This window comes from Halopseudomonas salina, assembly GCF_008641105.1.
This window is the reverse complement of the sequence record NZ_VTTI01000007.1, coordinates 30,338-51,164: the sequence shown is the minus strand read 5'-3', so window position 1 is coordinate 51,164 and position 20,827 is coordinate 30,338. Positions and strand designations below refer to the sequence as shown.

At 50.7% G+C, this 20,827-nt stretch carries 18 protein-coding genes; 5 read left to right on the top strand and 13 right to left on the bottom strand.

Going from position 1 to position 20,827, the window contains the following annotated elements; all coding sequences use genetic code 11:
• Positions 1-57: 57 nt before the first annotated feature.
• Together FZF01_RS12720 and FZF01_RS19415 are read right to left on the bottom strand one after the other, a co-directional pair.
• Positions 58-1,095 carry a polysaccharide biosynthesis/export family protein gene (locus FZF01_RS12720; protein WP_373286431.1) on the bottom strand — a complete coding sequence of 346 codons (1,038 nt, stop codon included), beginning with the start codon at positions 1,093-1,095 and terminating at the stop codon, positions 58-60.
• Between the two features lie 268 nt (positions 1,096-1,363).
• Entirely contained in the window at positions 1,364-1,525 is a 162-nt protein-coding gene (locus tag FZF01_RS19415) for a hypothetical protein (protein WP_190325448.1), read from the bottom strand.
• 264 nt (positions 1,526-1,789) lie between these two features.
• Between FZF01_RS19415 and FZF01_RS12710 the strand changes: the two genes are divergently transcribed.
• The 5 genes from FZF01_RS12710 (at position 1,790) to pgi (ending at position 7,813) form a co-directional block, all read left to right on the top strand.
• Positions 1,790-3,199 (top strand): MBL fold metallo-hydrolase RNA specificity domain-containing protein, encoded by a 1,410-nt coding sequence (locus FZF01_RS12710; protein WP_150278569.1) that lies wholly within the window; start codon positions 1,790-1,792, stop codon positions 3,197-3,199.
• A 176-nt stretch (positions 3,200-3,375) separates the two neighbouring features.
• On the top strand, positions 3,376-3,903 hold the full coding sequence (rfaH, locus tag FZF01_RS12705) for a transcription/translation regulatory transformer protein RfaH (protein WP_150278568.1): 528 nt from the start codon (positions 3,376-3,378) through the stop codon (positions 3,901-3,903).
• A gap of 52 nt (positions 3,904-3,955) precedes the next feature.
• On the top strand, positions 3,956-4,846 hold the full coding sequence (gene galU, locus FZF01_RS12700) for a UTP--glucose-1-phosphate uridylyltransferase GalU (protein WP_150278567.1): 891 nt from the start codon (positions 3,956-3,958) through the stop codon (positions 4,844-4,846).
• 16 nt (positions 4,847-4,862) lie between these two features.
• Positions 4,863-6,149, top strand: coding sequence for a UDP-glucose dehydrogenase family protein (locus FZF01_RS12695; RefSeq protein WP_150278566.1), 1,287 nt, complete (start codon positions 4,863-4,865; stop codon positions 6,147-6,149).
• Positions 6,146-7,813: a glucose-6-phosphate isomerase gene (pgi, locus tag FZF01_RS12690; RefSeq protein ID WP_150278565.1), complete on the top strand. Its 1,668-nt coding sequence runs from the start codon at positions 6,146-6,148 to the stop codon at positions 7,811-7,813. The genes FZF01_RS12695 and pgi overlap by 4 nt, the downstream gene beginning before the upstream one ends.
• A gap of 308 nt (positions 7,814-8,121) precedes the next feature.
• On the opposite strand, the gene FZF01_RS12685 is transcribed toward pgi, so the two are convergent.
• The 11 genes from FZF01_RS12685 to wzy form a co-directional block, all read right to left on the bottom strand.
• Positions 8,122-9,537, bottom strand: coding sequence for an undecaprenyl-phosphate glucose phosphotransferase (locus tag FZF01_RS12685; RefSeq protein ID WP_150278564.1), 1,416 nt, complete (start codon positions 9,535-9,537; stop codon positions 8,122-8,124).
• 82 nt (positions 9,538-9,619) lie between these two features.
• Positions 9,620-11,386 carry an SLC13 family permease gene (locus FZF01_RS12680; protein WP_150278563.1) on the bottom strand — a complete coding sequence of 589 codons (1,767 nt, stop codon included), beginning with the start codon at positions 11,384-11,386 and terminating at the stop codon, positions 9,620-9,622.
• Positions 11,387-11,553: 167 nt separating this feature from the next.
• On the bottom strand, positions 11,554-12,963 hold the full coding sequence (locus tag FZF01_RS12675) for a mannose-1-phosphate guanylyltransferase/mannose-6-phosphate isomerase (protein WP_150278562.1): 1,410 nt from the start codon (positions 12,961-12,963) through the stop codon (positions 11,554-11,556).
• Positions 12,964-12,965: 2 nt separating this feature from the next.
• Positions 12,966-13,448 carry a GDP-mannose mannosyl hydrolase gene (locus FZF01_RS12670; RefSeq protein ID WP_150278561.1) on the bottom strand — a complete coding sequence of 161 codons (483 nt, stop codon included), beginning with the start codon at positions 13,446-13,448 and terminating at the stop codon, positions 12,966-12,968.
• Positions 13,432-14,661: a glycosyltransferase WbuB gene (locus tag FZF01_RS12665; protein WP_150278560.1), complete on the bottom strand. Its 1,230-nt coding sequence runs from the start codon at positions 14,659-14,661 to the stop codon at positions 13,432-13,434. Before FZF01_RS12665 ends, FZF01_RS12670 begins: the two co-directional genes overlap by 17 nt.
• The gene (gene fcl, locus FZF01_RS12660; protein ID WP_150278559.1) at positions 14,661-15,638 is read right to left on the bottom strand and encodes a GDP-L-fucose synthase; all 978 of its coding nucleotides are present in this window, start codon (positions 15,636-15,638) and stop codon (positions 14,661-14,663) included. Before fcl ends, FZF01_RS12665 begins: the two co-directional genes overlap by 1 nt.
• Before the next feature lies 1 nt (position 15,639).
• Positions 15,640-16,764, bottom strand: a complete 1,125-nt coding sequence (gene gmd, locus FZF01_RS12655) for a GDP-mannose 4,6-dehydratase (protein ID WP_223825509.1) — start codon at positions 16,762-16,764, stop codon at positions 15,640-15,642.
• Between the two features lie 11 nt (positions 16,765-16,775).
• Positions 16,776-17,369: an acyltransferase gene (locus tag FZF01_RS12650; protein ID WP_150278558.1), complete on the bottom strand. Its 594-nt coding sequence runs from the start codon at positions 17,367-17,369 to the stop codon at positions 16,776-16,778.
• Positions 17,344-18,498 carry a glycosyltransferase gene (locus FZF01_RS12645; RefSeq protein WP_188434367.1) on the bottom strand — a complete coding sequence of 385 codons (1,155 nt, stop codon included), beginning with the start codon at positions 18,496-18,498 and terminating at the stop codon, positions 17,344-17,346. The genes FZF01_RS12650 and FZF01_RS12645 overlap by 26 nt, the downstream gene beginning before the upstream one ends.
• On the bottom strand, positions 18,495-19,355 hold the full coding sequence (locus tag FZF01_RS12640; RefSeq protein ID WP_150278556.1) for a sulfotransferase domain-containing protein: 861 nt from the start codon (positions 19,353-19,355) through the stop codon (positions 18,495-18,497). The genes FZF01_RS12645 and FZF01_RS12640 overlap by 4 nt, the downstream gene beginning before the upstream one ends.
• Positions 19,352-20,782, bottom strand: a complete 1,431-nt coding sequence (gene wzy, locus FZF01_RS12635; protein ID WP_188434365.1) for an O-antigen polysaccharide polymerase Wzy — start codon at positions 20,780-20,782, stop codon at positions 19,352-19,354. Before wzy ends, FZF01_RS12640 begins: the two co-directional genes overlap by 4 nt.
• Positions 20,783-20,827: the final 45 nt, after the last annotated feature.

Genomic DNA, 20,827 nt, shown 5'->3' with positions numbered 1-20,827 from the left:
GTCAGGCAGCTAGCGCCCAAACGAAAGAGGTTATTCACTACGTGGCCAGTCCCTTGCTCAGTTATCGTTGCTGCCGATGTCTTCGTTGATCAGCACAGAGGTGCGCAAGATGTTAGCTGAGGGGAACAACTGGCTGATGAAACGGTTCCAGCGTGTGATCTCGGCAGCGCCAACAAACACCACATCCTGTGGCTGCATTTCAAACTGATTAGCCAGAATGAAGGCAGAGGGCGATTTAGCATTAAGCTGGAAAACAGTGGCTTTATCGGTTGCGAGGTTCTCGACACCACGGATCACATACACATCCTTGCCGCTAGCCGATGTGGGCAGGGGGCCACCAACTGAACCCAGCACTTCGGTCAGCGTCATACGGCTGGTGCGGTATGGGATGGCTTCAGGTGCACTTACTTCACCCATGACAAAGATCTTACGGTTATCGTTCAAGCCCATGTGCAGCTTGTCACCGGCGCGCAGATAAATCTGACCGATGCGGCTATCGTTGCTGCTCAGGCGGTCGTAGTCCAGAGTGTAAGTGACTCCGTCACGCACCAATACTAGATTGGATAGGTCGGCACGCTGCTGGTCGATCTGTGCGAGTCCCACAGCTTGCAATAATGTGAGCTGAGTTGAGTCGACTGGCAAAAAACCCGGATTCACAAATGCGCCGCTGATATCGATTTTCTGGCTGTTATATCCCAGCACATTGACGTCGACCTGGGGTTGTTCGATGTAGCGGGCCAAGCGCTTGGTGATGATTTCTCGCAGTTCCTCAAGCGTAAGGCCTGCTACCTCTACGTTACCCACAAAAGGATAAAACAGTGTGCCATCGTCACGAACGACGCGGGCGTTCGCCGCTTCTGTTTGCTGTGGGCCGCCAGGAGTGGTCAGTTCAGGGTGATCCCAGACTGTGATAAATAGAGCGTCATTCGGTCCAATGCGATAATTCTCTGGCTCATAGGAAAGCAGCTCAGGTGGAATCATCGTTTTTTCCGCATTGCTGGCCTGATCCTGGGCAATCAGCTTTGGTGTTATCTGCACCATCTCTACCATGCTGTCTTCAGCTGAGTCATCGCTGATCAAACGGTCCGTGTCCATGTGCATACCGGGGGAAAACATGCACGCCTGCAAAAGTAGTACAGAAGCGCCCAAAGCGACTAGCGGGAATCTGGTCATCGTATGGAGTCTTTATTTGAATTTTCGGAATCGAACATAAAAAAGCCACCTAAAACAATGTTTCAGGTGGCTTCCATCACTGACAACAAACTCTATCAGTTAGTGCCGGTAGTACCGGTGGTACCAGTAGAGCCGCCGCCATCATCAGCAGCTGCAGCAGCTGCAGCCCCTGCAACAGCTACACCAACTGCTAGGGTACCAACTCCAAGGCCGCCAGCTGCACCTGCGCCTGCTGCTGCGCCGCCTGTACCAACACCGGGCGCTGCGCCTGGCGCTGCACCAGCACCGCTACCAGCGCCTTGGCCAGCATTGGCGCTTGCGCCAGGTGCTTCACCTGTTGGGGTTTGAGCAAAGGCACCCGCAGAAGCGAGTAACAGGCCACTAGTTACCAGAGCAAAAATTTGTTTTTTCATAATTTAATTCTCCCGGATTTGCAATTCAAATTCGATTATACGCAGATCTCCGTTAATGGAAACCCTGCTGGCAATACCTTGCTTGAAAGTGCAAGCAAAAAGTGTGCGCTCGATCACGTCAATTTGTGATCAATGTGATTAGTATGCGGCACAGTTAAGGCAATAGCCGTTCAAAAAGCAAGTGAATTTGCAAAGGAATGCATATGAATACCCAATACCCCCACATACAGCACCATGGAGCAGTGCAGGGCGTTACTGGCTCCTGTCACCAGTTATGGTTAACCCCTCAGGACAGCCTGCTGATTGATTGCGGGCTCTTTCAGGGCGGCGAGAGCTCCGGTAACGGCGCAGATGCGCACAACCTGGCAGTCGAATTCGATCTGACCAGCGTCAGGGCGCTTGTTGCTACCCATGTGCACATCGATCACATAGGGCGTATCCCATGGCTGCTTGGTGCAGGGTACAAGGGCGATATTCACTGCACCGAGCCATCAGCCATGCTGATGCCGACGGTATTGGAGGATGCTTTTCTGGTAGGTATCAAGCGTGACAAGCGCCTGGCCACCCGCTTTATTGAGATGGTACAGCCCAGACTCCAAGGCCACCCCTATAAAACCTGGGTCACCCTGATTGAGCGCGAAGATCTTGTCTGCCGAATTCGCTTTCAACGCGCCGGCCATATTCTCGGCTCTGCCTACGTGGAATTCGACATAAGCTACCCACAGCAAAACCGCACCCGCCGCATCGTATTCTCCGGCGACCTCGGCGCACCCCACGCCCCGATGCTTCCCGCCCCAAAGTCACCTTACAAAGCAGATGTTGTGGTACTCGAAAGTACCTACGGTAACCGTCTCCACGAAAACCGCCGCACAAGACGCGCCCGTTTCCAAAAAGTAATAGAACAAGCCCTACAAGACGGCGGCACAGTTATAATCCCCGCCTTCAGCATAGGTCGCACCCAGGAGCTCCTCTACGAACTCGAAGACATCATCACCAGCACCCGCCAAAAAACCTGGCAAAACATCCCGATAATCCTCGACGCCCCCCTGGCCACCCGCTTCACCAAACTCTACCGCCAACTAACGCCCTACTGGAACGCCGAAGCCCTGAAGCGTGTCACCAGCGGCCGCCAACCCCTGGGCTTCGAACAACTCCTCACAGTCGAAACCCACGCCCAACACCAATCCATGGTCAACCGCCTGGCCCAAACCAGACAACCCGCCATCGTCATCACCAGCAGCGGCATGTGCAACGCCGGCCGCGTCATCAATTACCTCAAAGCCATGCTCAACGATCCACGGCACAACGTCGTATTCGTCGGCTACCAGGCCCGCGGCACCCCCGGCAGCATCATTCAGCAATACGGTCCCCAGGGCGGTTATGTAGAGCTGGACGGAGAACGCTATGACATCAAAGCAGGTATCTACACTCTGGGTGGCTACTCAGCCCACGCCGATCAGGCAGGGCTGATTGGTTTTATCACCAATATGCGCCACTGGCCTGAAGAGGTGCGCCTGGTGCATGGAGATGAAGACGCCAAATCCACCTTGGCCGCGCTGCTCAAGGCACGCGCTGTCTCGGCCGGAAAGACACTTGTGGTAAATGTGCCTTGACCGAGCAGTCCGAGTTGAACCCTTTCGGTTTTATACGCTCTCATTTGTGTGTCAAGTCTTGTAAGTGTCACATACGACCCATTATCATCATCCCGCTTGGATTGCTGAATCAGGATCGATCCGCCTCCATTCTTTGCCCCAATCACTAACGCCGTCTAAGCGGCAAGCAGGACAGGATGCCAGCCCCTAAACGCAACGTTTCCCAGTGGTATCTGATTCAGTGCAAGGCTCGGCAAGACGAGCGGGCAGAGCTGAATCTGAAAAACCAGAACTTTACCTGCTATAGACCGGTCCATACGGTTGAGCGCCTGCGTCACGGCAAGCGGGTTCGTATCGAAGAGTCTCTTTTTCCAGGCTACATGTTCATTCATCTGAGCTATATCTCGGACAACTGGTACTCCATTCGCTCCACCCGCGGAGTTTTGCGCCTGGTTGGATTTGACCACCAGCCCACCACGGTAGCGCCGGAAATCATCCATGCAATCAAAACGCGCAGCGAGGGCTTACCTATCAAGCCAATCCTGCAACCAGGTGATCGTGTGCGCATTGTGAAAGGGCCCTTCAACGAGCTGGAAGCCATCTTTACCCGGCAAGATGGCATGGAACGTGCTGTGTTGCTATTAAACCTGTTACATCGCCAGCAGCACATGAAAGTGCCATTGCATGCCATAGAGCCAATGGAACGTCTGACCAGAACTGGCTGATGTAAACTGCAAAATGTATTAAAAACCTTATATTTATCAATAGGTCTGCACAATGTCAGTAAGAAAAGCCATCCTCCCCGTTGCCGGTCTAGGCACCCGTTTTCTGCCCGCGAGCAAGGCTATTCCCAAGGAAATGATCACCGTGGTGGATAAGCCGGTGATTCAGTATGTGGTGAATGAAGCCATAGCAGCCGGCATCAAGGAGATAGTGCTGGTCAATCACTCGGCCAAACGAGCGATTGAAGATCACTTCGACGTCCACTACGAACTTGAAACCGAATTGGCCAATCGCGGCAAGGACGAGCTTCTCAAGGTGCTGCGTTCGATCTTGCCAGCAGACGTTCGGGTGATCAGCGTGCGCCAGGGCAAACCCCTCGGTCTGGGCCATGCCGTATTGTGCGCACGAGAAGTCGTTGGCGATTCGCCATTCGCAGTAATGCTGCCTGACGTGTTGGTTGATGATTACTACCAGCCCGCCGGTAGTGAACCAGACCTGGCCACCATGGTGCGCAATTTTGGTGCAACCCAGCACGCGCAGATCATGGTCGAACAGGTACCGATGGACAAGGTCTCGCAATACGGTGTGGTAGCGCTGGACGGCAAGCCGCCTGCAGCCGGCCAGAGCTGCACCATGACCGGTGTGGTAGAAAAGCCCAAGCAGGCCGATGCCCCTTCGGACCTGGCCGTGGTTGGCCGTTATGTTCTGCCCGCCCGTATTTTTGATCTGCTGGCAACCACCCAGCCGGGGGCCGGCAACGAGATTCAATTGACCGACGCCATCGCCGCGCTGATGCGCGAGCAGCCGGTAGATGCTTACCGCATGCAGGGCAAAACCTACGACTGCGGCAGCAAGATCGGCTATCTGCAGGCCACTCTGGCCTACGCGCTGCGCCATCCTCAGGTGGGTGACGAGTTTGCCCAACTGATCCGCGCGCACCGTTAACGGGAGCTCTACTGTCATGCATCTGGACGTATACGGAGATACCCTGTGCGCGCTGGTCACAGCTGCCGGCCTGGCGTCCGTCGGCCACGACGTGACACTAAGCCTACCCTATGGCCGCGTGCGCGAACGCGTATTGGCCAATCACGCGGCCTACAGCGAGCCGGGCCTGCGCAAGCTGATCAGTGGCGAGCACACCGCCGGGCGCCTGAGCTTTTCCGAGTTCAGTACCTTGCCGGACGAAAATAGCCGAGCGGTGTTCCTAGCCCTGAATACCGGCGAAGAAAGCGCAGCGGAGAATATCGTCCAGCGACTGACCCAGAAACCTGACCGACGCTGGTTGATCATCAATCAGTCACCGTTCCCGGTGGGCTTCACGGAGCTGTTGCAGTCACGTATCAAATTGGAAACACCAGATAATCCCAGCGCTGTTGTCTGCCTGCCCGATTTCCTGCAGGAAGGTTCAGCTATCGACGGCCTGCGCAAACCGGCACAAATCATACTGGGGTGCAGCGATGGCCACGCAGAACTCAAGGTCAAGGAGATTTACCGGCCCTTCAGTCGTGAAGTTGATCGTTTCCTGGTCATGACAGAGCGTGAAGCCGAATTTACCAAGCTCACGATCACCGGCATGCTGGTTACCCGCATCAGTTTCATGAACGACATGGCCAATCTGGCCGACTCCCTGGGTGTGGATATCGAGCACGTGCGCCAGGGCGTGGCGGCCGATCCACGTATCGGGCCGGCCTATCTATATCCCGGGGTCGGATTTGGTGGGCCGGGCTTTGCCAGCAACGTGGTCAACCTGGTCGATACGTTAAAAGCCAGTGGTGTCGGTTCCGAGTTGCTTAACGAAGTATTGGAGATCAACGAACGGCAGAAGGACCTGCTGTTTCGCAAGCTCTGGAAGCATTACCGCACTGACCTGCAAGGACGCACCATCGGCATCTGGGGCGCGGCCTTCAAGCCAGGCACTGGCCGAATTGACAATGCACCGGTGCTACGCGTGCTCGAGGCACTCTGGGCCCAGGGCGCACGGGTACAGATCCATGATCCTGAGGCCATCCCTGCGCTTCTCGAACATTACGGCAGCCGTGCCGACCTGGTTAGCGCCAGCAATCCCTACACGGCGGCAGAAGGCGTCGACGGTTTGATGGTGCTCACTCATTGGCCACAATATGGCAGCCCTGATTTCGAACGGCTCAAGCGAATTATGCGAACACCCGTTATTCTGGATGGTCGAAATGTCTACGACCCTGCCACGGTGCGGGAATACGGATTTACCTATTATGGAGTCGGGCGATGAATGCATTCAAAGCGATACCGGATACCGGCAACGCGGCGATTCAGCAAGCCTGGGCCGAACTGGCTGACGAGGCCAAACGCCTGCAGGATACTCATCTGGCAGAGATGTTCAGTGCTGACCCTGAACGATTCAAACGACTGAACGTCAAGCACGGGCCTATGCTGCTGGATTACAGCAAGCAGCGCCTCGATAACTCAGCACTCGCAAAACTCGGCTCACTGGCCGATGCCTGCGACCTCAAAGAGTGGATAGAGCGGTTGTTCAGTGCCGAGCCCATCAACTGCACAGAAAACCGCGCAGCCATGCACTGGGCGCTGCGCGTACCTGCCGATACCGCTCTGCAGGATCCAGCGCCAGGCGTGTTCTCAAGTGTGCAGTCCCAGCTGGAGAAAATGGGCGGCATGGTCCGCAAGATTCATAATGGCCAATGGCGCGGTATGACCGGTGAGGTGATTACCGACGTGGTCAATATCGGGGTAGGGGGCTCAGACCTCGGCCCTCTGATGGTTAGCCGTGCTCTTAACGACTCCACGCTGATACGTGACAAGCCCCTGGGTATCCATTTTGCTTCCTCTATGGACGGCAGTCAGCTGGCTCAGTTGCTCAAGCTGCTCAAGCCACAGAATACCCTGTTTATCGTCTCGTCCAAATCCTTCACCACTGTGGATACCCTGTATAACGCCAACACCGCCAAGGTGTGGTTGGAGCGCAGCCTGGGTGGCGGCGATGAGCTGATGCACTGCCATTTCATTGGTGTGTCTTCTGCCCAGCAGAAAATGAACGACTGGGGTATTCACCCGGAAAATCAACTGCAGATATGGGACTGGGTAGGCGGCCGGTACTCACTTTGGTCCTGTATCGGTTTACCGGTCGCGTTGCGTATTGGCATGATCGGCTTCAATCAGTTGCTGGCCGGGGCGCACCTGATGGATAACCACTTCCGCAGCGCTCCCTGGCAAAACAATATACCGGTGCTGATGGCACTGATAGGTATCTGGAATACCAACTGCCTGAACATCAACGCTCAGGCGATCCTGCCCTACGACGGCCGACTGGAGAAACTCCCGGCCTACCTTGAACAGCTGGAAATGGAATCCAATGGCAAATCCGTCACCCGCGACGGCCAGATGGTGCAGACCCACACCTGCCCGGTTTTATGGGGTGAAGTAGGCCCTAACGCTCAGCATGCGTTCTATCAGTTGCTGCACCAGGGCACAGAGGTGGTGACCTGCGACTTTATCGCTCCGGCCTTGCGTTACCATGAGGCCATGCACAACAGCGATTCGGAAGAGCTGGTGCGCCAACACGAACTGGCCCTCGCCAACTGCCTTGCCCAGTCCCGTTTGCTTGCCCTGGGTGAGGATGCCCTGAAGGGCGAAGGCGAGCTACCGGACTACAAACGCTACCGCGGCAACCAACCCAGCTCTACCATCCTGCTGAAAGAGCTCAGCCCCTTCAGCCTGGGCGCCATGATCGCCGCCTACGAGCACAAGGTATTCGCCCAATCTGTCATCTGGGGCATCAACCCCTTCGACCAGTGGGGCGTAGAAATGGGCAAAAAGATCGCCACCGAAACCCTCGGCGTCATCCGCAACGAAGCCAAACCCGAATACCCCCTCGACAGCTCCACCAACGGCCTGATCGACTTCATCAAGAATCAGTAAGCCCAAACGCAAAAGCCGAGCATGCGCTCGGCCATTTCCCCCCACCACCCCGTCATTCCCGCGCACGCGGGAATCCATTTTGACCTTGGCGCAGAAACCGCGCTCCACCTGAATAAGGCTGAAACCCGCTTTTGTTGAAGCCCAAAGATGGATTCCCGCGTTCGCGGGAATGACGGGGAGGGGCCGGAATGACGAGGAGGCGCGGGAATGACCAGGTGGTGGAAGGAAATCGTCATCCTCGCGAACGCGGGGATCCATTTTGACCTTGACCTTGACCTTGACCTTGATCTAGACCTTGACCCTCACCCTCAATAAGCATTCTTATTAATAAACCCCTTAAAAATCGTCATAAACACAATCTTCAAATCCAACAACAACGACCAGTGCCTTATATAATCCAGGTCGCACTCAACCCGCTTACGCATCTTGTCCAGCGTATCCGTCTCACCACGCCAGCCATTCACCTGAGCCCACCCGGTAATACCTGGCTTTACCTTGTGCCTCAGCATGTAACCACTGATCAACTTCCGATACTCCTCATTGTGCGCCACCGCATGCGGTCTTGGCCCCACAATCGACATCTCACCCCGCAACACATTCAAAAACTGCGGTAATTCATCCAAGGAAGTACGCCGCAAAAAAGCCCCAAAAGGCGTAATCCGAGCATCCCCCTGGGTCGCTTGTATTACCTTAGCGCCGTTTTCCATCACCTTCATGCTACGAAATTTCCAGACTTCAATCGGCTTGCCATCAATACCGTAGCGCTGCTGCTTGAACAACGCCGGCCCGCGGGACGTCATTCGCACACAGAATCCAATAAACAGCATCGGCACCGCAATAATCGCCAGAATGATCAGCGACAAAACGATGTCCTCAATCCGCTTGATAATACGGTTCGATCCATCCATGGGCGTATCAAAAATGCTGATACTGGGCAGCCCGTTAATACTTTCACTGCGAGCGTGCAGCAGATCAAATACAAACACGTCAGGTATCAGGTATACAGAAGCCGTAGTATCACTGAGCTCATCAAGCAGGCGGCGGATCTTCTCCTCCGCGCGCATGGGCAGGGTGATATACACCTTGTCGATCATGCCAGCTCTTGCATCGCGCACCAGGGCCTGCATAGTGCCTCTTATAGCGACATCCTGCTCATGGGTGGTCAACCGCACGGGATCATTTGACTTATCATCGTAAAAGCCGACCAGATTGAGCCCCATCCATGGGCTGGCGATGATATTGTCAGCCAGCCGCTGGCCAAGCTCACCAGCTCCGGCGATGGCCACAGTACGGGTGTTATAGCCCTTGGCACGAAGTCTGCGCATGGCCACCCGGAAAAAGATCCGATAGCTCAGCAACCCAGCCAAACCGAGCACAAACCACAGGATACGGTCGGTATCCGGCAGCCGGCTGTTTTGGAAGATGAAATAGTCCGCTACGAACATACCGGCGAAGGCCGCAGCCCAGTTGCCAGCCACCTTACGTAACTCAACCAGACTGTGCTCACCACGCCAGGAGCCGTAGAGCCGGCTGAAGTCGTTGATTAGATAAAACAGAAACAATGTGACCAGTAGGCTGATCCAGTGATCTTGATGCTGCCGGGTGCCTTGCCACAACAGGGCGGCGAGGAAGGCCGCACCGATTACAAAGAGGTCCAGCCACCGATGCAAGACCGCCAGAAAAGGCTCATTTGAACGGATTATACCGTTATCACGGTTCAGCATTTTAGTGAATACCCTCAATACGGGCTGAGCATTCAGGATTGAATGATCAACAGACCAGAAGACCAACGTGCTTTTGTGTAATTCAAAACGACCAAATGAACGGAATCAATATTACAGATGAAGTTCCAATCAGTGCGCTTAACGGAACGCCAATTCTCAGGTAGTCGGTAAATTTGTAGCGGCCTGGGCCATAAACCATCAAATTGGTCTGATAGCCCAGTGGCGTGATAAAGCTGGCAGAAGCGGCGAACATGATAGCGATGACGAAGGGGAGATAATTGACTCCCAGAAGTTCAGCCACCGCCATGGCGATTGGAAACATCAGCACAGCAGCTGCGTTATTGGTAATTATCTCGGTGAAGAAGACCGTTAAAGCGTAAATGCCTGCCAGCGCCAGCCAAGGGGATATGTTATCGCTTGAGACGATCAGCCCCGCAATCGACTGAGCTGCTCCGGTCACCGTCATGGCGTTGCCAAGCGCAAACGAGGCTGCTATCACTATGAGTACTGGCAGATCGATGTAACGCCTGGCCTTCCCGGCGGTGATACAGCGCGTAGCCACCATGGCGCCGGCCGCAATAAAAGCAGCTTCCATGATGGGGAGCAGACTAAACGCGCTGATCAGTACCATCGACAACAATATGCCTAGGGCCAGAGGCGCCTTGCGGAAGTCGGGCGGAGTAGAGTCGTTTAGGGCACTGACCAACAGAAAGTCCCTGCGGAATCGGTATTGTTCGGCAAACTGCTGGCTGGCTTCCAGCAACAAGGTGTCGCCTACCCGGAATTGGATATCGCCGAGTTTGCCGGGGATCCTGTTACCCTCTCGGGAAACGGACAGGATCACCGCATTGAATCGAGTGCGGAATTTCGATTCGCGCACTGTCTTGTTCAGGGCAGGAAACTCGGAGCCCAAGACCACTTCGACAATGCAACGCTGGTGGTTGGCGATGGCCAGCTTGTGAACACTACCATTGGCGGGTTTCAAGCCCTGAATGCGTCTAAGCTCGGTAGCGCACTCGGGTGCGCCAATAAAATACAGCTTGTCACCGGCTTGCAGCGTACGGTCAGGTTCTACTGCGGTAATAAGCCGACCCTGGCGATCAATCTCGGTCAGATAGCCGTAAGTCAGGCTGCGCAAGCCTGCCTGGGCTATGGTCTTGCCAACAAGCGGTCCGGGCGATTCCACTTCGACTTCTACGCCATATTCCCGCACCTGCTCCAGCTGCTCTGTTACACCACCACGATTGGGCAGAAGCCGGTCAGCAAAAAGGACCAGGAAAGTAACCCCTATACCCAACAGCGGCACCCCCAGCCAGGCCAGTTCAAACAGCCCCAGGTGCGTTCCTGTTTTGCTCTGCAGCAGTCCATCAACCACCAGGTTGGTACTGGTACCGATCAGCGTGCAGGTGCCGCCCAGAATGGTGGCGTAGCTGAGTGGCAGTAATAGCTTGGAAGGTGAAATACGCAGCCGTGCAGCCCAGTCCTGAATGGCAGGAATGAACATGGCCACAACGGTTGTATTGTTCATGAAGGCACTGAGAAGACCCGTGGGCAGTAGCATCCGGACCTGCGCCCCGCGTACAGATTTCGGCTGCCCCAGCAGTCGTGATGCCACCCATTGAACGGCACCCGTCTCCTTGAGTCCGGCGGCAACTACGTACAGCGTAGCAATAGTAATGACCCCGGTGTTTGCAAAGCCCGCCAGAGCTTGTGGGGCGCTGAGAATCCCGCTGATGACCAGAAAAGCCAGCGCGCCCATCAGAATGAGGTCAGCCGGGATGCGTGTTGCTGCAAGCGAAACAAGTACCACCCCAACCGTGATCAGGGTAAAAATGGCGTCCAATTCCAATGTCGAGACTCCGTTAACTTAACGCCTAAAAGAGGTATAAAGAACTTTTAATATTAGATATTGCAACCGAGAATAAAAGTATAATCATTCAGGATGGATGTATAGCCGTTGCTCTTGTGTTGTCATTAAACAGAATTAATAAAGTTTAAGGCCTGCTTTTTAAGTTTTTAATTTCGCCCATAAATATCTTCGAATCGCACAATATCATCTTCTCCGAGGTAGGATCCCGACTGCACTTCTATTAGCTCAAGATCAATTACTCCCGGATTTTCCAGTGAGTGCACTTGTCCTATGGGTATGTAAGTGGACTGATTCTCAGTGACGAGATAGGACTTTTCGCCATTTGTCACCTTTGCAGTGCCACTCACTACAATCCAGTGTTCGGCGCGGTGGTGGTGCATCTGAACTGAAAGCTTAGCGCTAGGCTTTACTGTGATGCGTTTGACCTGATAGCGATGACCGCTGTCGATGGAATCATAGACGCCCCATGGGCGATAGACCTCGCGATGATTGGCGTGCTCGTGTCTACCCTCAGCCTTGATGCGTTCAACTATCTTTTTCACATCCTGCACGCGGTCTTTGTGAGCGACCAGCAGGGCGTCTTTGGTTTCGACAATGACTAGGTCACTAACACCCACAGTAGCGATCAAACGGTTCTCAGAACGAATGAGCGAATTGGTAGTATCCGACGTCATAACATCGCCGACAGTACTGTTGCCATGGCTGTCTTTCTCGCTGACTTCCCACAGCGCAGACCAACTGCCGATATCGCTCCAGCCTGCGTCAAGGCTTACCATGGCTGCGTCAGCAGTCCTTTCCATTACTGCATAGTCAATAGAATCGTCGGGACATGCTGCGAAAGCTTCTGCATTGACACGAGTAAAGTCGAGATCGTGTGAAGGCGTGTCCATGGCCCTAGTGCATGCTTCCAGAATATCGGGCTGAAATGCTTTTAGTTCATCAAGGTAGCGCTGCGCCTTGAACATGAACATTCCACTATTCCAGAAGAACTTACCGCTCGCCAGATACTCCTCAGCCGTTTCCAGGTTTGGCTTCTCCACGAAACGGGCAACGGTATAGCCGTGATTGCCCAAGCTTTCGCCCTGCTCAATATAGCCGTAGCCGGTTTCGGCTTTGGTTGGGACGATCCCGAAAGTGACCAATTTTCCGCTCTCAGCTAACGGGAGTGCTTGCTCAATACTCTGGTGAAAGGCAGCAGTGTCACTGATGAGGTGATCAGCAGCCAATACCAGCATAAGTGGGTTCTCGCCCTTGGCGGTCAGTTGTAATGCGGCCAACGCAATAGCCGGGGCCGTGTTGCGTCCCACGGGCTCAAGTATGATGGAAGCGTTTTTATAGCCGATTTGCCTCAACTGCTCAGCTGCCAGAAAACGATGCTCCTCGTTGCAGATAAGAAGAGGTAGGCTGATTTCAATGTTCTCTAACCGTTGTACGGTCTGCTGCAGCATGGAGACTTTTTCGCTGGTAAGCCGGAGAAATTGTTTGGGGTTTAATTGGCGTGATAGAGGCCACAGACGTGAACCGGAACCGCCGGCCATGATAACGGGTTGCAACATGTTCATAATCCTTTTTTGGGGTGCTTTGCCAGGGCAGCCAAGTAATCCCGACTGTGTTGGTGCACGCTGTTGTCGTTGATCATCTCCGACGGCGACCACCATTTGAATTCATTGTGTTGAGATTTCGGTAAATCAAGCAGCGACTGATCAGCAAGGTCCAATAGGTATCCTGCTACTACATAGTGAGTGTCCGGAGCCTCACCAAAAACACAATCATCGTAGAAGTGCTCATAGAGGTCGAGCAGGCTTGCTGAACTACGAGGGATAACCACACCGAGTTCTGTTTGGGTCAAGCGCCCAAAAGCTGTGTCCAGAGTTTCGTTTTTCATTACGCGACCACCGGGCACAAACCAGAAGCCTTGAGCTGGCCGGTTGGTTCGTTTGCCCAGCAGCAAACGACCTTCTGGATTCCTGATGATCAGGTCCATTGAGAACAATGGAGTGCTAGCTATTACAGTTCGAAATGTGTCATCTGGCAGCCACATCAGAAGAAACCTCCTCAATGAAGCGTTGAAGAATACTCTCCTTGTCTAAATACTCAGAGGCATACGATTGGGCTATAGCATTCCTCGCAGGCATCTTCATGGCCTGGTTGATGCCAGTAAGCAAGGCGTCTACAGACTCCGGCTCAATGCAAACCGCAATGCCGGGATGGTCTAGACATAGCAGCCCAAGGGTTGTGTCAGAGTCAGCAGTGATAACAGCATTGCCGCCAACTGCGAGGATATTCGTTAATTTAGACGGCAGCACAGCATCAGCCGCACCACGTTTCTGTACAACCAGGTGTACATCTGCAGAAGCCAGCAAGACCGGGAGGTCTTCGTAAGGTTGTAACGGAGCGAACGCCACGTTCGCAAGTTGCAAGCCCTTGGCTTTTTCAAGCAAGCGTTGCTTGCCTGAGCCTTCACCTACAAGCAAGAAGAACATATCTTCATTCCCTTGCAATCGCTCCGCTGCATCGATGAGCTGTTCCAATCCTTGCTTATCACCCATATTCCCTGAGTAGAGCAGGACCCTTCTGCCGTCAGGTACACCCAGTTTGCGGAGCAAATCTGGGCAGGGACGAATGTCTTTGAACCGGTGAGTTTCAGACCAATTGGGGAAAAATACCAGGCGGTTCTCTGGTACCCCCTTTTCTTTGGCACGCTTGAGCATGCCGCTGGAAATCGTGGATAGATAGTCGAAGCGACGCAAAAGGAAGCGCTCGGTGGCATAGGCAAACCGCTTGAGTATGCCTGGTTTGGCTAGGCCCAGCCCAAAAAGGGCGTCTACTTCGTAATCCTGGATATGCAGCACAGAGGTCGCGCCGCTTAACTTCGACAGCAACCAAGCCCCCGGCGCGCAAAATAACGTAGGGGCAACCAGAATGACCAGATCGGGTTTATTTCTGAGTTGCGCTATCAATGGAAATAAAGAGCTCAAGGCAAAGCTGGATAAATGAAGTAGGCGTTTGAGGGAGTTCACCTCTCTGGGCACGTAAAGCGGGCATCGGGTGACTCTTACGCCATTTTCATCTGCCTGATGCCATCTCGAACCGGTAAAACCTTCCTTGACTCTCCACTCAGGGTAGTACGGAGGAGCTGTAATAACGCTGACTTGGTGGCCAGAACGCTGCAACCATTCTCCCATTTCACCGGAGTACTTACCGATGCCGGTTAGCTCAGGACTATAGTTGATGCCATACAGAACAATATTCATCAATGCGACCGTGCGTTCGCAGCATTGTCGACGAACCACTCGTATGCGTTGTTCAAGCCTTCCTCAAGTTCGATGCTTGACTCCCAGCCGAGGGACTTCAGTCGTGACACGTCCATAAGCTTTCTTGGTGCGCCGTCAGGTTTGGAGCTGTCAAACGTTAACGCGCCTTTGAAACCCGTAACCTTCGCCACAGTTTCCGCCAACTGCTTGATAGTGCAATCCTGTCCAGTACCTACATTGATATGGCTGAGCATAGGTTTGGTGTTGGCCTGATAGGTCTGGTTATCCAGATTCATGACATACACCGAAGCCGCCGCCATATCGTCGACATGGAGAAATTCGCGCATAGGGGTACCACTGCCCCAGATAACCACTTCAGAGTCGCCCCGTTTGCAGGCCTCATGAAAACGCCGGAGCAAAGCGGGGATCACATGGCTGTTGTCGGGATGGTAATTGTCGTTGGGACCATACAGATTGGTGGGCATCACACTGCGGTAGTCACGACCATATTGGCGGTTGTAGCTTTCGCAGAGCTTGATACCGGCAATCTTCGCTATCGCGTAGGGCTCGTTAGTGGGCTCAAGGGCACCCGTTAACAAGGCGTCTTCGCGCATAGGTTGCTCGGCAAGCTTTGGATAGATACAGGAGGAACCGAGAAATAGCAGCTTTTGTATGTCATGGCTGTGAGCTGCATGGATAATATTGGCTTGAATCATCAGGTTCTCGTAGATGAATTCCGCAGGCAATGTGTTGTTGGCTTGGATGCCCCCTACCTTTGCGGCCGCCAAATACACCTGATCAAATTCATTCTCCTGGAAAAAGGAGTGCACCGCTCCTTGATCCAGTAAATCAAGCTCATCGCGACCAGCGGTAATTACGTTGATGTAGCCATCAGAGAGCAAACGACGGACGATGGCTGACCCAACCATCCCCCGGTGCCCGGCTACAAATACCCTTGATGTCTTGTCATGCTGCATTTCAATTCTCCATTGACACCGGCAACTCGTGTCCATGCTGCTTCAACAAGGCATGACGTTGTGCTACCTTCAGGTCTTCCCGTACCATTTCCGCGCACATTTCTTGCACACTGATCTCTGGAGTCCAGCCCAGCTTTTCTTTAGCTTTCGTCGGGTCGCCGAGAAGTGTTTCGACCTCAGCTGGCCGGAAGTAACGTGGGTCGATCCGGACCAAAACATCACCGACCTTGATCGCAGGTGCATTGTCTCCCGTAATGGATTCGACTACAGCGATCTCGTCTAGTCCTTTGCCTTCAAATCTCAAGGTCACGCCGATCTCTGCAGCTGACCAACGAATAAACTCACGTACTGAATACTGAACGCCAGTCGCTATAACAAAATCCTCAGGTTTGTCCTGCTGCAGCATCATCCACTGCATACGAACGTAGTCCTTCGCATGTCCCCAATCACGGAGGGCATCAAGATTGCCCATGAACAAACAGCTTTCTAGGCCCTGAGATATGTTAGCCAAACCACGCGTAATTTTACGAGTAACAAAAGTTTCGCCCCTGCGTGGGGACTCGTGATTAAACAAGATACCATTGCAAGCATACATGCCATAAGCTTCTCGATAGTTTACAGTAATCCAATAAGCATAAAGTTTAGCTACTGCGTAAGGTGATCGAGGGTAGAAAGGAGTGGTTTCTCTCTGAGGGGTTTCTTGGACAAGCCCATAAAGTTCGGAAGTAGACGCTTGATAAAAGCGTGTTTTCTTTTCCAGGCCCAGCAGCCTGATGGCTTCCAGAATGCGCAAAGTACCCATCGCGTCTACATCAGCCGTATATTCCGGTGAATCAAAACTTACCGCCACATGAGACTGGGCGCCTAAGTTATAAATCTCGTCAGGCTGAATTTCTTGAATAATTCTTGTTAAATTGGAAGAATCGGTTAAATCACCGTAATGAAGAATAAAGTTTTGATTATCGACATGTGGGTCTTGATAAATATGGTCCACACGCTGTGTGTTAAAAGACGATGCGCGTCTTTTGATACCATGAACCTCATAACCTTTTGCAATTAGGAATTCTGCCAAATAAGAACCGTCTTGGCCAGTAATGCCTGTTATTAATGCTTTGTTGCTCATCATGGAAACTCCAGTTATTCGTTTAAGCGTTTAATTAATTTTGCGGGAACGCCGCCATAAATACCACGGTCAGTGCAGCTTTTGGTAAGTACACTGCCGGCAGCGATAATACTGTTGGCAGAGACAAGCTGACAATTTTCTAATATGATTGACTGCGATCCCACCCAAACACCAGGACCTATAATTTTAGGCATGGCAATAGGTTCTGAACGCGGATTATAACCGTGCGAATGAGTATAAATTACGCAGTTTTCTGAAATTAATACGCCGGCTCCAATCAGAAGATCACCGGTATGATCTATCCGGGTATTGCTATTGATCTGTACCCCTTCACTCAAGGTTAAAACCCCTATAGCTGTTTCTGAGGTGAGTGCACAGCCCTTAGTAAGAAAACAATTTCGTCCGATGCGCACGCGCATCGGATTTTCAATTTTTACACCGAGTTGTATTACACTCCCTTCACCAATGTTTTTGATTAAAAACCGCCATCTAAGGGTATTAATACGATCTCCAAGTTTAAGGAAAAATCTTAAGGGTAAGCGAAAGATTGAGAGTATGAGACCGTGCCGGCGAATGAATGGCTTAATTTTTGTATAGAATGTTTTCATACGACTCCGTGGTTTTCACGCCAGACTGAGACCAGTCGTAGGTAGAGATTATAATTTGAGCTGCGTTTGCACCCATTTTCTTAAGGTCAGCGCTAGGCGTATTGCAAGCGATGGTCAGAGCTTCCTTAAGCTTATCTACTGTAGGCTCCATAACCCAACCACAATTTTTTTTCTGAATGTCTTTCCACGGTGTATTAGTGGAGACAATTACAGGCAAATGAGCAGCCATTGCTTCGGCTATTGCCATACCAAAGTTCTCAAACTTGCTAGGAAGAACAAACAGTTCTGATGCCCAATAGGCCATCAAGCGCGCTTCAAGACCAAGATGCCCACAAAAAATGACTCGATCAGAAATCCTGAGATTTTCGGCCAAATCTACTAGGGTCTGAACGTAATTTGTTTCTCCCGTGCCGCAAATTAATAATTTCCACTCTTTCGGAAGTGCTGCTTTCTCATAAGCAATAAACAGTAGATCTAATTGTTTCCGAGCTTCAATCCTCGAAAGAAAAAGTATGTATCTGTGTGAGCTTGATAGGCCGAGCGCTTGTTGTGCTGCACGTTTCTCAATTAGAGGTATGAATTCTGCCGAAGAAACACCGTTGGATATTAGTTCTATATTATTATTAAGCTTAAGTAAGGAGAAATCATTGGCTTCCTGTTCCGATGTGACGTGGACAGCCTTGGCTTGTTTCAGGAATCTATCAATAAAAATCTTCCGCAATACTATTTTAAATAACCGATTTTTAACTAAAGACTGCTGAAACAGGCTTGAGCGTGGCGAGATGACATACGGAATTTTATGTAGCCTTGCAAACAAAAAACCCACAAGGGTTGGAAAAGACCAGATGGAATGGAAATGAATTAAATCAAAATGGTTTTCCATATGAGCTTCTTTGAGGGTTTTGTAAAAACGACAAGATAAATAAAAATTGTGAAATTTTGTTCCCCGGGAATATAGGACAGGTATGCGAAACTGTCTTGCCCGGGAATTGCGCTTGTCCCCTCGGAGAAAAGTGCTAGTAACCATAGAAGATGTACGATGAGGCAGGGAGTGTATAAGCTCCGGAATAGATTTAGCAGGCCCACCATATCGATCATCAAAATTTTCTATTATGTGTAGAATTTTCATTTCGATAAAAGCCGGCTGTAGGTTTGCCATAAAGATATGTCGATGTCCCACTCTAAGCGAAACCTTTCGATGTCGTCATGAATTTGTTCAAAAATCTTAGTTTCAGTATTGCTTGAAAATGTGCCCGGATCGATTTTTGATTTCCGGGCTAAAAGAGACTTGAGTTGCGATCTGACTTGGACCGGAAGTAATGGCTTGACCAGATTTTTATACCAATCTCTGTTGCTTACAATGGCGCCAACCCAAGATATTGGAACTAGCTTCTCGGATGAAACGTTTAACTTGGTGTTGGTGTCAATGGATATATTTGGTGACTTTAAGCCCAGAAAAGAAGCTATGTCTAAAGTTGTTTCTAAACGCGAATTTATATATTTTTCGAATTGAATGACTTTAATATTTTCATAACCAAACGCTTCTATCCACGGAGTAAGCTGGAAGTGATATTTACTGACATCACAGAAGCGTGTTTCGGCATTAGCTAAATCGTTTATGTTGCCCTTTACGCGTCCTGCGAGCAAGTCGTGGTAGATATGTGAGCGTGCTCTCTCAATTGGGTCTCTAACCAAGTATATTATTTTTAACTCCGGACCGATTACAGACAACACGCGATTTACCACGCCGGGGAATTTGGGAAGCATAGTGTAAGTAGTTGAGAATTCTCCTTTAAGATCATTAGGTGCTGCGCCGCCAAAAAGTTGTTCATACTGTCTTTTGCCAGACTTTGACATGATTTTATCTGAATTAAATATCATGGGCTCTTTGTTGGCTGGAGAGTAAATCCCATCAATGGTTGCAAGGTCAGAATGGAGTGTGGTAGTACCGCTTTTCATTGAACCTATTACTAAAAAGTCTATCATAATGACTTTGCCTTCTGCAGATTTGCTTTTCTCGCCGAGGATGTTGTGAGTATCAATAGTGTGCCCATGACGACGATGTCAGTAGCTACTTGAACTAATGCTTGTGAAAAATTCAGGCCGATTGCTCCGAACGAAAAACGCCATAGAAAGCTTATGTAAATCAACAGCGCAATAGGGTTGGAAATTATTATATTTCTAAAGGTCATATACAAAAGTTTTTGAATGGAGCCAAAAAGAAAAGGAAGTATAATAAGGCCAATATAACCAAAATTCATATATCCCTCAGCTACAATTCCAGGGGGGAAACCATTGTTGAGTGTTGGTAGGCCATAGATTTCACTTCGCACTGAAGGGCCTAGGCTGACGTTTGGCTTCTCTGGCCATATTACTCTGGGTATAGGGGCTGTAATCCAAGAAATTAAGGATGTACCATAAAGATAATCCATTTTTTCAGGCACGTTAGCGATAATGATCGAGGTTCGCGCTAAGTCAACGAAGTTACCTGACCCTACAGTTGACTGAATAGGGTCGGTATAAGTTGATGCATCATTACCTTGCGCTGTTGCACGTAGATATCCCATTCCTGAAGCAATAGAAACAGAAAATACAAGTGTGCCTATCAATACCTTTTTTGGTAAAGAGCGATTTTTCGCATAATAGATAATAATTAAGCAGTTAATGCCTACTAGCATAATGTCCATTCTGGAGCTTGATACGAAAGGGGTAATAAATGCGAAGGCGAATGCTGTGTAAATCATTATTTGGTTTGAGAGCTTATGCGAGCGTTTGAGCATTGTTAGTCCACTCGCTAGCACCAGATATAATGCCACTTCTGCAAAAGAAGCAAGAAACTTTAGATGACCATATGCGCTGTAAGTGCCATCATCAACCTCTATGGCTCTTTTGTTTGAAATTGATGTTAAATCACTAAGGTCGAGATTTATTGTCTTTAGGTATAGAAAGCTTCCTGTTGCTGAAATAAATATCGCAACAGGAAAAATTGCATGAATTTTATTTGTGCTTATTTTTCGTTTTAAAAGAAATAGTCTTTCTATTGGTATTCTTTTGTTATGAAACGAGTATCCTAAATTTAAGCTGAGAAGTCCTAAAAAAAGGAATGGGCTAAAACCTAGAATTGTGCTGAAGGAAAAGCCCTCGGTTAAATAATCGAATTTTTCGCTTCCTTGTAATGTAACAAGTAACGATCTGGCTGCGGTCCCTAGAAAAACTGCAAAATATATGAGATTAATTGGTTCAAAGACATCGATCTTTCTATTGTTTAGTTGTGACGGAAGAAATGCGCAGAGACATAGAAAAGAAATCGAGCAGAATAAATATCCTTCCTCATTACTTAGGGTGTAAAGTAACAGAAAAAATAATGATATTATAATATTTGGGTATATAAGTGCTATCAAGCGCAAATTCATATTTCTTTTTGAATGGCTTGACGATACCTGTGCGCTCGACTTCTT

Excerpts from the sequence above, each read along its gene's own strand:
- galU (WP_150278567.1), top strand. The coding sequence starts at position 3,956 with ATGTCAGTAAGAAAAGCCATCCTCCCCGTTGCCGGTCTAGGCACCCGT.
- FZF01_RS12710 (WP_150278569.1), top strand. The coding sequence starts at position 1,790 with ATGAATACCCAATACCCCCACATACAGCACCATGGAGCAGTGCAGGGC.
- FZF01_RS12650 (WP_150278558.1), bottom strand. The coding sequence starts at position 17,369 with ATGAAAACATTCTATACAAAAATTAAGCCATTCATTCGCCGGCACGGT.
- gmd (WP_223825509.1), bottom strand. The coding sequence starts at position 16,764 with ATGATGAGCAACAAAGCATTAATAACAGGCATTACTGGCCAAGACGGT.
- FZF01_RS12720 (WP_373286431.1), bottom strand. The coding sequence starts at position 1,095 with ATGGACACGGACCGTTTGATCAGCGATGACTCAGCTGAAGACAGCATG.
- pgi (WP_150278565.1), top strand. The coding sequence starts at position 6,146 with ATGAATGCATTCAAAGCGATACCGGATACCGGCAACGCGGCGATTCAG.
- FZF01_RS12670 (WP_150278561.1), bottom strand. The coding sequence starts at position 13,448 with ATGTGGCTGCCAGATGACACATTTCGAACTGTAATAGCTAGCACTCCA.
- FZF01_RS12645 (WP_188434367.1), bottom strand. The coding sequence starts at position 18,498 with ATGAAAATTCTACACATAATAGAAAATTTTGATGATCGATATGGTGGG.
- fcl (WP_150278559.1), bottom strand. The coding sequence starts at position 15,638 with ATGCAGCATGACAAGACATCAAGGGTATTTGTAGCCGGGCACCGGGGG.
- FZF01_RS12695 (WP_150278566.1), top strand. The coding sequence starts at position 4,863 with ATGCATCTGGACGTATACGGAGATACCCTGTGCGCGCTGGTCACAGCT.
- wzy (WP_188434365.1), bottom strand. The coding sequence starts at position 20,782 with ATGAATTTGCGCTTGATAGCACTTATATACCCAAATATTATAATATCA.
- rfaH (WP_150278568.1), top strand. The coding sequence starts at position 3,376 with ATGCCAGCCCCTAAACGCAACGTTTCCCAGTGGTATCTGATTCAGTGC.
- FZF01_RS12685 (WP_150278564.1), bottom strand. The coding sequence starts at position 9,537 with ATGCTGAACCGTGATAACGGTATAATCCGTTCAAATGAGCCTTTTCTG.
- FZF01_RS12640 (WP_150278556.1), bottom strand. The coding sequence starts at position 19,355 with ATGATAGACTTTTTAGTAATAGGTTCAATGAAAAGCGGTACTACCACA.
- FZF01_RS12675 (WP_150278562.1), bottom strand. The coding sequence starts at position 12,963 with ATGTTGCAACCCGTTATCATGGCCGGCGGTTCCGGTTCACGTCTGTGG.
- FZF01_RS12665 (WP_150278560.1), bottom strand. The coding sequence starts at position 14,661 with ATGAATATTGTTCTGTATGGCATCAACTATAGTCCTGAGCTAACCGGC.